Source organism: Sulfurovum sp., assembly GCF_036568385.1.
Classification (GTDB): domain Bacteria; phylum Campylobacterota; class Campylobacteria; order Campylobacterales; family Sulfurovaceae; genus Sulfurovum.
Genome location: NZ_DATCSP010000090.1, coordinates 1 through 11,352 on the forward strand (window position 1 = coordinate 1; position 11,352 = coordinate 11,352).

Annotated in this window: 11 protein-coding genes; 7 read left to right on the forward strand and 4 right to left on the reverse strand. The window is 45.6% G+C overall.

The window, feature by feature from the left end:
* The 6 genes from VIM88_RS09475 to VIM88_RS09500 form a co-directional block, all read left to right on the forward strand.
* A partial coding sequence (locus VIM88_RS09475) for a DUF58 domain-containing protein (protein WP_331862646.1) occupies positions 1 to 837 on the forward strand: 837 nt, incomplete at its 5' end.
* A gap of 92 nt (positions 838 to 929) precedes the next feature.
* A complete protein-coding gene (locus VIM88_RS09480) occupies positions 930 to 1,340 on the forward strand; it encodes a hypothetical protein (RefSeq protein WP_331862647.1) in 411 nt (136 codons plus the stop codon).
* Positions 1,327 to 2,244, forward strand: coding sequence for a vWA domain-containing protein (locus VIM88_RS09485; RefSeq protein ID WP_331862648.1), 918 nt, complete (start codon positions 1,327 to 1,329; stop codon positions 2,242 to 2,244). The genes VIM88_RS09480 and VIM88_RS09485 overlap by 14 nt, the downstream gene beginning before the upstream one ends.
* Positions 2,245 to 2,246: 2 nt before the next feature.
* Complete coding sequence (locus tag VIM88_RS09490; protein ID WP_331862649.1) at positions 2,247 to 3,218, forward strand: VWA domain-containing protein; 972 nt, start codon at positions 2,247 to 2,249, stop codon at positions 3,216 to 3,218.
* The gene (locus tag VIM88_RS09495; protein WP_331862650.1) at positions 3,215 to 4,045 is read left to right on the forward strand and encodes a tetratricopeptide repeat protein; all 831 of its coding nucleotides are present in this window, start codon (positions 3,215 to 3,217) and stop codon (positions 4,043 to 4,045) included. Before VIM88_RS09490 ends, VIM88_RS09495 begins: the two co-directional genes overlap by 4 nt.
* Positions 4,029 to 5,519, forward strand: a complete 1,491-nt coding sequence (locus tag VIM88_RS09500; protein WP_331862651.1) for a BatD family protein — start codon at positions 4,029 to 4,031, stop codon at positions 5,517 to 5,519. Before VIM88_RS09495 ends, VIM88_RS09500 begins: the two co-directional genes overlap by 17 nt.
* A gap of 45 nt (positions 5,520 to 5,564) precedes the next feature.
* Here VIM88_RS09500 and VIM88_RS09505 read toward each other — a convergent pair whose 3' ends face one another.
* Positions 5,565 to 6,407, reverse strand: coding sequence for a prephenate dehydrogenase (locus VIM88_RS09505; RefSeq protein ID WP_331862652.1), 843 nt, complete (start codon positions 6,405 to 6,407; stop codon positions 5,565 to 5,567).
* A gap of 112 nt (positions 6,408 to 6,519) precedes the next feature.
* Between VIM88_RS09505 and bamA the strand changes: the two genes are divergently transcribed.
* Complete coding sequence (gene bamA / locus VIM88_RS09510; RefSeq protein WP_331862653.1) at positions 6,520 to 8,835, forward strand: outer membrane protein assembly factor BamA; 2,316 nt, start codon at positions 6,520 to 6,522, stop codon at positions 8,833 to 8,835.
* A 51-nt stretch (positions 8,836 to 8,886) separates the two neighbouring features.
* On the opposite strand, the gene VIM88_RS09515 is transcribed toward bamA, so the two are convergent.
* From VIM88_RS09515 to VIM88_RS09525, 3 genes are all read right to left on the reverse strand, one after another.
* Positions 8,887 to 10,410: a Ppx/GppA phosphatase family protein gene (locus tag VIM88_RS09515; protein ID WP_331862654.1), complete on the reverse strand. Its 1,524-nt coding sequence runs from the start codon at positions 10,408 to 10,410 to the stop codon at positions 8,887 to 8,889.
* 8 nt (positions 10,411 to 10,418) lie between these two features.
* Complete coding sequence (locus tag VIM88_RS09520; RefSeq protein ID WP_331862655.1) at positions 10,419 to 10,670, reverse strand: YfhL family 4Fe-4S dicluster ferredoxin; 252 nt, start codon at positions 10,668 to 10,670, stop codon at positions 10,419 to 10,421.
* A 129-nt stretch (positions 10,671 to 10,799) separates the two neighbouring features.
* Positions 10,800 to 11,352 (reverse strand): response regulator transcription factor (locus VIM88_RS09525; RefSeq protein ID WP_331862656.1); only part of this gene is annotated, 553 nt, incomplete at its 5' end.

Below are 11,352 nucleotides of genomic sequence, written 5' to 3' on the forward strand. Positions count from 1 at the left end.
AGGGTAGATTTGAACAAAGCAGTGAAGAAGATCATCCTTAAAACCAAAAAACAGGTCTACGGCGACATGCTGGGAAACAACGCCTCCATCTTTCAGGGTGAAGGCTTTGAATTTTCAGAACTGCGCGAGTATGTCTATGGCGATGATGTCCGAAAGATAGACTGGAAGACCACAGCCAAGCTGGGTAAACCCTTTGTCAAGATCTATAAAGAGGAGCGGGAGCTTAATGTGGTCGTCGTGTCGATGCTTTCGGGTTCGACCTACTTTGGCACCGTCAAACAGAAGTCCGATATCATCGCTGAAGTGGTAGCTACACTTGGCTTTTCAGCCGTGAAAAACGCAGATCTCTTCTCGCATATGGTCTTTGCCGACACTCTGTACGGTCTGAGCAAGCCCAGCAAAAAGCTTTTCTCGATCCATAAGGCAGTGGAAGATGTCATCGTGTTCGATCCCATAGGGAAAGAGGGGGATTTTAGCGCGTTGGTGGAAACCCTGCATCAGCGTTTGAAGAAGAAATCCCTGCTTTTCATCGTGTCGGATTTTGTGGGGGAGATAGACTTGAAACTGCTGAGCAAAAAGCATGATGTCTTTGCCGTGATGGTACGCGACAGGTTCGAAGAGGACCCTTCGGAACTGGGGTATCTCAGACTGATAGACATGGAAACCAAACAGAGTTTCGAAGGTGATGTGGACGGCGCAATGCTGAAGCAGTACAAAAAATCCTTGCATGACAATGATGAGAAACTCTATAAACAGTTCAAAAAACAGGGTATACGGTTCACTAAGGTCTATACACATGAAGAACCGGCACTGAAGTTAATGAAAAGAATGAGGTGAGGAGCGTAAAATGGAAGCAAACAGTTTTGCGTTCATAGTGACGGAACCGAAATGGTCGGAACCCAGTGTAGCCATCAAGGCAGGAGTATAAAATGAATCAAACAGCAACGATAAACGAGCAACTCAGAGACATCAAGCCTCTAATGGAGATACCGGACAGTTCCTATTATATCTATTGGGGGCTGATCATTTTTACCGTGCTATTGGTATCGGGCATTCTGTTTTTTGTACTGAAGAAAGTGTGGGAGAACAGAAAAGTAAATCTTGCCAAAGGGTATCTGACAGCGCTCAAAAACATAGACTGGAAAGATACCAAAAGATCTGCCTACGAAGCGACGCACTATGCAAGACTTCTGGCAACCGACGAGAGAAGAAAAGAACTTTTTTCCCAGCTTGAACCGCTTCTGGAACAGTATAAATACAAAAAAGAGGTGGATGAAGTAGATCAGGAGACACGCAACAGATTCAACCTCTATGTGCAGGTGGCGGATGAGTCAGTTTAATTTTGAGTATCCTGCCCTTTTGGGAGTATTGCTCCTTTTCATACTCTGCAGCTTCTGGTGCAAAGAGAGAAGCCGCGCTATCTTCTTCCCTCATGTCCAGACATTGATGGCCAAAAATGCGGGGAAAAGTTCACTGCTTGCCTGGTTAAAGTGGGTGGGGATCACCGCGGCCGTGATCGCTTTGTCATCTCCCGTGATGACAAAAAGTTACACCAACAGCAAAAAAGAGGGCCGTGACATCGTGCTTATCATAGACTCGAGTGACTCGATGCGGCAGCGCGGCTTCGATCCTTCCGATGTCTGGAAGAACAAGTTTGATGTGGTCAAGGAAGTGGTGGGTGATTTTATAGAGAAAAGAGAAAATGACCGTATAGGAATGGTGACGTTTGCAGACATAGCTTTTATCGCTTCTCCGCTTACGTTTGAAAAAAAATTCCTAACGGATATTACCAAAATGCAGCAGATGGGGATGGCCGGAAAACGGACCGCGATCAATGATGCCGTCGTGCAGGCTTACATGATGTTGAGTAAAAGCAAAGCCAGATCAAAGATAGCCATCTTGCTGACGGACGGTATAGACAATATGAGCAAGGTGCCGTTCGGAGAGGTGAAAAGTATGATAGAAAAGCATGACGTCAAACTGTATACTATCGGTGTGGGTGATCCGCGGGACTATAATGCCCAGTATCTTCAGGCACTGGCGGATGCAGGCAAAGGACTGGCCTTTGGCGCGCAGGATGCGACGACGCTCTCTCAGATCTATCAGGAGATCGATGCCCTGGAAGCAACGAAGATCGATGACAAAAAGATCGTACAGCACACCTATCTCTATATTTACCCGCTCTTTTTGGCCATATTGAGCCTATTGTTGTTCGTCTATGTCAGAAACAGCAGGGGGCTATAGAGATGAGTTTTGTCAATCCGCAGTTCTTTTGGGCGCTGATCGTTCCCTTTGTCATCTTTGCGTTTCTGATCACTACCAACAAAGAGAGACTCTCCCGCATCTTTGATGAGAAGGTACTGAAACGGCTGAGTGCGGCAGATGAAAGTATGCCTTTGGTCGCCCGCAATCTGCTGATGCTTCTGGCACTTTTCCTGATGATAGTCGCCATGGCTAGACCGGTGATGGAAAAGGGCGATAAAACGGTAGAGGTTGAGGGCTTGACGCTGCTTACGGCGCTGGATATCTCCGGTTCGATGCGAAGCACGGATGTCTATCCCAACCGTCTGACCTTTGCCAAAAAGAAGATGCATACCTTTTTCGATGCGATGCCAAGCGATGAGATAGGTGTGGTGGCATTTGCCTACAGTCCTTTTGTGCTGGCACCTTTTTCAAGTGACAAAGAGACCCTTAAAATGATGGTAGAGGGGGTGGATGACTCTTATATCAATATGGGTTCAACGGACTTTTTTGCATTGGGCGAGCTGGCAAGTTCTCTGCTGGAAGAGAAAAAACCTAAGATCCTGGTCCTTTTTACGGATGGCGGGGATGAGGAAGCCATAGCAGGATTCGGAGAGATACTCAAAGAACAGGAGATCGACCTTTATGTGGTGCTCGTAGGGACGGAAAAGGGAGCCCCTGTGATCGATGAAAACGGCAAACCTTTCAGCCTGGAGGACGGAACCATCGCCATCACGCAAAGAAATGATGCTCTGGGAGAGATGGCCAGAGAAAATGATGGTGCCTATGTGGTAGCAAGTACCGGAAAGGACGATATCGTGCAACTGGCCTCTGTCATACGAAACAAATATCAAAAACAGCAGCAGGGCGAAGTAACAGTGAAAGAGCGGGTGGAGTATTTTTACTACCCTTTGGGACTGGGACTCTTCGTTCTGCTGATCGCATTCAGTTCAATGCCTAGAAGGAGAGACGTATGAAAAAAGTATTCATACTATTCACTATTCACTATTCACTATTCACTGTTCTAAATGCCGGACTGACCGACTTCAAAACCATTAAAGAAGCCAATCAGGCGTATGAGGCCGGAGAGTATGCCAAGAGCGCAGCCCTGTTGAACAGTTTAGAGGCAAAGAGCCCGCAGAAACAGTATGATATAGGCAATGCACTCTATAACGATAAAAAATATGATGAGGCCATTGAGGCGTATGAGAAGGCCGAAGGGGTGGATGAAGCAGCCAGGCTGCATAACATGGGTAACAGTTATTTTCAGAAAAAAGAGTGGGATAAAGCGATAGAAGCCTATGAAAAAGCCTTAGACCTGAAAAAAGATGAAGATACGAAGTTCAATCTGGGACTGGCGAAACAACAGAAAAAACAGGAAGAGCAAAAGAAGCAGGAGCAAGAGAAACAAGAGGAGAAAAAGAACGAAAACGATCAAAATAAAGAGGATAAAAAAGACCAGGGTCAACAACAGAACAAAGATCAGAAAGAGAAAGAAGAAAAAAATAAAGAGAATCAAGACCCAAAAGAGAAAGAAGGAAAGAATAAGGAAGAAGAGAAGAAAAAAAAGGGGGACAGAGAGAAATCTGACTCTGAAAAAAAGAAAGATCCTCAAGAGAAAAATGGGGACAATGATCCGGACCGATCCGAAGAGCAAAAGCAGATGAGCAAAGAAGAGAAGCGCAAAGAACAGGAGCTGAAACGTCTGATGAAAAAGATGGGGCAGAATAAAACACCTACGATGATGTATCAGATGGGTGAAGGTAAAAAAGATCAAAGGAATGAAGATGCAAAACCTTGGTAAAGTACTATGGATCATCACATTGAGTTTGCAATGGCTCTGGAGTGCCAGTGTGGAAGCTACGGTCTCCAGCACAGAGGTGGTCAGTGGCAATGCCGTGCAGTTACGCATCAAGGCTGTGGGTGATGATGCGGTATTCCCCGATATACAGAGGATCGACGGGCATAAAATAGAAGGCACCCACTCCGGAAGCAGCAGCTCCTATTCGTTCATCAATGGAGAGATGAAGAGCGAGCATGCCACGACAAAAACATTTACCTTCGTTCCTACCAAAGATGTGAACATCCCCTCTTACGAGATAGAGATAGACGGCAAGGTCTACAAAACAGATCCTATCAAGGTAACGGTCATCAAGTCCAATGCACCTGTCGGACAGAACGGTGATCTCTTCTCGCTGCAGATGCAGGCCAATAAGACCAGGGTCATGGTAGGGGAATCACTGATGGTCACGGTCTATTTCTCTCTGAAGAACGGTGTAAGGCTCTCACAGGATATACAGTACACACAGCCGACCTTCCCCGGTTTCATCGTCACAGAAGGCGGAGAACAGAATGCATACATCAAAGGCAATTACCAGGTGCAGGAAGTCAGGTATATGCTGACAGCGCAGGAAGAAGGGAACTTTACAGCAACGCCGGCACATGCCAGGGTGGGCATAGCAGATGGAAGCAGACGGGATATATTCGGTATGACCTTTGGGACCACATGGAAGCAGGCAGCATCCAACACGCTGGAGATAGAAGTATTGCCACAGCCAAAAGAGAGTGATCTTGTGGGAGACTTTACGGTGGAAACAACGATCGATGCACAGGAGGTCAAAGCCAATAAACCGGTCAACCTGACGGTCAAACTGGAAGGAAAAGGCAACCTGGAAAGTTTTGAATTCCCCAAATATGAGATAGACGGTGTCACGGTCTACAGCGATGAAGCGAAGGTAGAGACAAAGGTGGTGGACGGAGAGATCTACAGTACCTACAGCAAAAGTTTCGCCTTTATTGCTGAAGAGGATTTTACGATCCCTGAACGGCACTTCTCGATGTTAAGCCTGAAAGACCGGCAGATCAAAACGGTGAAGGTCAATGGCTATGCTGTCACCATCAAAAAAACGAAGTCCGCTGCAGCCACTGCAGAGACTGCTCAGATGCATGGAGTGGTCCAGACAAAAACAGAACCTGCTGCAACAGAGACGACAGCACCAAAGCAGGCAGAGGTCAAAAGTGTAGCATGGTGGATGCTTGCAGTAGCCTTTGGATCAGGTGCACTGTTCATGATGGTACTGCAGCGGTTGCCGCGGTTCAAAACCAGAAGTGCAAATCCTTACAAGGAGTCCGAAGCGTTAAAGATACTCTATACGCACATGAGTGAAGATCCCCAGGTCGAAGCCATGGTACGTAAACTCTATGCGCGAAAAAACGGTGATAAAAGTGTGGAGATCGATAAAAAACTGCTCAAAGAGATGGTGGAGAAGTATCGGTAAAGGGTATGCCGTTGGCCTGACAAAAGGCCGGCGTGAAGAGGCGGTTCAGTCTAAAATATCATGTAGGGTATTCGCTTCTCTCATCCACTCATTCAGGGTTTCCCACTCTTCATTCTCTACCATTTTCTGGCACTTTTTCAGTTCTGACTGAAAGGAGTGTATCGCCTTGAGGACATTGCTCTTGTTCTGTCTGAAGATATCCTCCCACATATTCGGCGAGGATTTGGCAATACGGCTCATATCTTTAAACCCTCCCCCTGCGAGGGCAACAATACTCTTTGAATCTTCCTGAGCCATCACAGAATTTGCCAAAGCATAGCTTACCGCATGGGGCATATGGGAGATGAACGCTGCATGTCTGTCATGCTCTTTTGAACCCATGCATACGAGATTCATACCGATATCGGTAAAAAGTTTTTTGGCCACGTTCTGCTGATACTCCCCGCTCTTTTCAAGATCACAGAGTACCACCACTTTGCCGGTATAGAGATCCTCCAGTGCAGCCGTCGGACCGAACTTTTCTGTACCTGTCATAGGGTGCGCAGCGACAAAGTTCTCTCTAATGTCAGAGGGGATGGAAAGGGAGATCTTCTCTTTGGTACTTCCCAGGTCGATCACCGTACAGGATGGATCCAACGGTCCAAGCTCCTGGGCAATACTGAGTATACCATCCACAGGAATGCTCAAGACGATAACATCACAGCCTCTGAGTGTTTCAAGAGAGGTGCAGATCTCATCCACAAGGCCCAGTTTCAGTGCATCGTCACAATGCTGTTCATTATGGTCCATGCCGATGAAGTAATATGCGTTAGAGTGTTTTTTCAGTGCAAGGCTCAAAGAACCTCCCATCAGACCTAGACCAACGATACCGACTTTGATTGGGGCCATACTATACCTACTTCAATTTTTGAAAAAGAGTATAGCATGATTTCTCTGTTTATTATGAGCTTCTTATTGAAATAAAGATAAAATATTTGCAAATTATACGAAGGCTTTTACCATGATAAAAAAGAGAGCACTGTGCAAGATACACCCATTCAAGATACTGTTTTCATGGATGTTGATAGGTTCGCTACTTCTGGCTCAAAAAGTGACACAGATCAAATTCGAAGGCCTTTCGCATCTCTCTCCCACTATTGCAAAAGAGATAGCTGGTATCCATGTCGGTGATGAGATCAACGCAGTAAAAATAAATGACTCTATTAAAAAGTTTTTCGCACAGGGCTATTTTAAAGATGTCTGGGTAGACCAAAGCGGCGGTGTGCTGACGTATCATTTTAAAGAAAAACTGGCCATTGCAAATGTAGACATCAAAGGGTACGGAACAGGGGATGAGGGCCAAAAACTTTTAGACGGCATAGGCCTCAAAAAGGGTGACCTGTATGATGAAAGAAGGGTGAAACAAGCAAAAAGAACACTGATCTCCCAGCTGGAAAGCCAGGGATACTATGATTCAGTGGTTGAGGTCAGCGTTGACCCTGTGGGAACAAGCAGTGTGTCACTTGTCTTTGATGTAAACAAAGGTGAAAAGATCATTATCGAGAAACAAAACTTTGTGGGTGCAGAGAAGCTGGTTCAAAACGATATTGAACTGGACCTGGCAAACAAAGAGAGGGACTGGTTGGGATGGATGCCTTGGAGAAACAATGGCGAGGCCAGTGTAGAGCAGCTTGAATATGATGCCTACAGGGTAAAAGATGTCTATATGAGACACGGGTATCTGGATGCCTATGTCAGCAAACCCCTGATGAGAGTGGATTTTGGTTCCTACAAGGCAGAAGTGGACTATCAGGTCGAAGAAGGCATACAGTACCGTGTAGGGACTATAAGCATTACACAAGAGGTAGCAGGACTTGATACAAAAACGCTCAAAGATGAGCTCATCCTTAAAGAGGGAAAAATATTTAACATCAAGCGTATGCGTAAGGATATCACTACGTTAGAGGAAGAGGTGGGGAACCTTGGGTATGCCTTTGTCAAAGTAGCTCCGCAGATGCATAAAGACCCCAAAGAGAAGATCATCAACCTGAACTATGTGGTAGAGCCAGGAGAGATAGTGACCATCAATGATGTGATCATCTCCGGTAATGATACGACAAAGGATAGAGTGATCCGTCGTTATGTCTATCTGGCACCAGGTGATACGTTCAATGCCAGAGACCTGAAAGACTCAAAGAATGCATTGGGAAGGACCGGTTTCTTTGAAAATGTAGATATCCAAAGCCAGAGGGTCTCAGCAAATGAGATCAATCTATTGGTGAAGGTAAAAGAGACCGCGACAGGGACCATTTCTGCAGGAGGCGGGTACGGAAGCTGGGAAGGGCTGATGTTCAATGCTTCTATTTCAGACAGAAATATATTCGGTTCGGGAATCACTACGACCCTGGGCTTTGAGATCTCAAAAAGGTCAACGAACTATAACCTCTCTTTTGTCAATCCAAAAGTGTGGGACAGTATGTACAGTTTTGGAGTGAGCCTGTATAAAAGAAAGTATGAATATATTGATTATAACCAGGACCAGTTAGGCGGAACGATGACATTGGGCCGACAATTTTTCAGACATGTCCATGCGTCTGTCGGTGTCGGGTATGTGGATAACCAGTCCACAAGGAATGACAGTAACCTCTCCGATCTCTATGATACGTATTTCTTACTCTACAATAACCAATATGAGAAGACTTCACTCTTTACCAGTATCAATTTTGACAACACAGATGATTTCTATGTACCAAGAGAAGGTATGATCGCTGCTTTGAATTTCGAGTATGGAAAATTGGACGGCAGTGACTATGATGCAACAGCGTATCCTGGCGGATATGCAGATATTTTGAAAACAAGTGCAAAGGTCGGATTCTATTACGGGCTGGAAGATTGGATCGATTATGATCTTATCTTGCGTCTCAAAGGAAGGATGACGACGATCACTGCTGATGATGATAGCTATATCCCTATCGCAGAGAAGCTCTTTCTGGGTGGTATCGGATCCCTGAGAGGGTATAACCCCTATTCTCTTTCGCCTTATAATACCGAAGGTGATCCACTCAGTGGCCGTGCAGGAGGTAGACACAGAGCTTCTACCAGCGTGGAAGCAAGTATCCCTCTCTCCGAAGCGGCAAAGATGAGACTGGCATTCTTCTATGACTACGGTATGATCGGTGAGGACAGTTTCAATGAAATTGCAAGGTCTTCAACCGGTGTGGTGGTCGAATGGCAGTCAGGATTTGGACCGATCAACCTTGTATTTGCCTATCCGATCGATGAGGAAACGTATGACCGGACACAAGCATTTGAGTTCTCTATGGGGACAAAATTCTAGTCCTGCCCTTTATCATAGCGCAGGGTTGCTCCCTGTGCGCTGCATCACAGTTTAAATTCCCAACAGTGTATTTTTCGGTATGCTTTTTTCATCTTCTATGATAATGGCAAAGGGTACGGGCTTTTCCAGAGCCTTGATCTTCTCTTTTACAAGGTGGAGGGGTTTGTCGGAGAGGATCCGAAGGGTCCTGTTCTCGTAGGTGAACCGGATGTCTGCACGATTGGAAGCTTCATGCAGCAGTACGGTTAGCGTATAGATGAAGCTCAACCAAAGGAGTGTCTGCTTCTCGGGCAAAAGAGGCTTATACTGCTCAAACAGAGGCTTGTTCAGGAGCTCTTTTCCGTACATACGCAAGAGCAGCGAGATAAGCAGTATCTGTTCATGGGTAAACCCGTAGTTGAGTTCCTGCATAGCGATATAAAAGGCATGCTGATGCGACCTGTAGATGGTCAGCGTCTTTCCGATACCCGAGAGCTTCAATGCATACTGAAGCTCGTTTTCATACGCTTTGTCATCCCCAATATCTTTTTGAAGCACACTGTAAAGAGATGAAGCGAGCTTCTGTCGTGCTTTCCGTCTTTTCTCCAGCGTGACCATGGGTTTGAACCTGTCCAATATGGAAACGATACTTGGGTTGATCGTACTCGGAAATTTCAGATTGTCCCTCTTGAGGAGCTGTTCTAAAAACACCCCTTCTCTTACACCTACCGCACTTGAAATGACACGCTCTGCACCGATATGCGCAAGGATCTCTTTGAAGATGAGCGTCCCTTCACGGATGGTATCAAAACGATTCTTTTTCAATCCGAACCGCTTGAGTTTTTTGGCACTTGAAAGAGTGATGGCATCAAGATAGGATCGATGGTTCTCGATCTCATAGGAAAAGGCATGCAGTTTGTCCAAAGGGTAGGCAGTTTGCCTCATGATACCCCTGGAGAGGGTTCTGGCGGTTCCTCCTATACCAATGGCGAGAGCGTGTCTAAAGTGCTCCGGAAGCTGAAGCAGTTCCTGTTGTATATAGGCGGTAGCTTTTTCATGGGTCACTTCGGGGGTCAGTCCCTTGTCAAAAAAGAGTTCTTTGAGCCTGACCGTACCGAGGTTGAGCGAGTAGGTATCTACGATCTGCCCATCTTTGATCAGTGCCATATCAGAGGATCCTCCGCCGATATCTATCGTGATCCCGTCCTTGACCGGGAGCAGGTTGTTCGCAGCGATGGCGCCGTATCTTGCTTCTTTGTTGCCGTCAATGACCTTTATAGCGAGTCCAAGTTCTTTTTTGATCCATTGAACGAACGCTTCTCTGTTGGGTGCATCGCGCAATGCGGAAGTTGCCACACAGAGTGTCTGGTTCACCTGGTATTTGTTGATGGTATGCAGGAAAGATTGTAAAGTGAGAAAAGCCCTTTTGATACCGGGGGGCTGTAGATATCCCTCTTTTTCATACGCACCTTCTCCGATGCGTACTTTAGATTTTTGTTCGCAGATAAGATTAAAACCGTAGCGGCTTTTCTTTTCAAAAATCACCAGTCTGGCTGAATTCGAACCAATATCGATGATAGCGGTTCGTTTTGCCATAATGGATTTTAATACTCTTCTTGTAATTTATCGTATTTGAATTTTAACTCTTCGGCATTCTCCACATTGTCCGGATCAGGAACAATGCAGTCTACAGGACACACAGCGATACACTGAGGTTCATCGAAATGCCCTACACACTCTGTACATCTGTCCGGATCGATAAAATAGATCGGATCATTTTCTTCTATTGCCTCGTTGGGACACTCTTCTCTACATGCATCACATGCAATACATTCATCGGTTATTACTAATGCCATGGTTTCCTCTATATAAATGTTATTTATACGATTTATATCCGAAGAAACCTTATTCTTAAATTAAAAGTGGAATAAATAAATTATTTTACAATTTTTAGTGGTTTCATGGGCAGAAACGCCTATCATACACTAGCCAATCTTTTTAGGAAAACAAAAACGGTAACCGCGTCTTCTGACGGTTTCAATGGTGGTGATCTCTAAAGGTTTGTCCATCTTTTGGCGGATCTGGTTAATGGCAACTTCGATGACATTGGGTGTCACCAGTTCCGGCTCTTCCCAGATGGCATCCAGCAGCTGTTCCTTGGAGACGATCTGGTCTTTGTGCATGGCCAGGTGGGTTAACACTTCAAACGGCTTGCCTTTGAGCTCTATCTCTTCACCCTGGTAGATGATCTTTTCTTCTTCCGGATTGATGATCAGCTCTTCTATTTCAATGATGTTGGAAACACCGAACCGCAGTTTTGCTTCGATACGTACCAGTAAAATGTCATAGTCGAGAGGTTTTTTGATAAAATCATCCGCACCGGACCTCAGTGCATTGATCTCACTGTCTTTATCGTCGTGTTCTGAGAGCACAATGACAGAGGTCTTAGGTCCTGAATGCTTGATAGTAGTGATGATATCCAGGCTCTTTTCCCCCGCTATGGGCCATGAAAGGAGTACCAGGTCGTAATTTCTGATA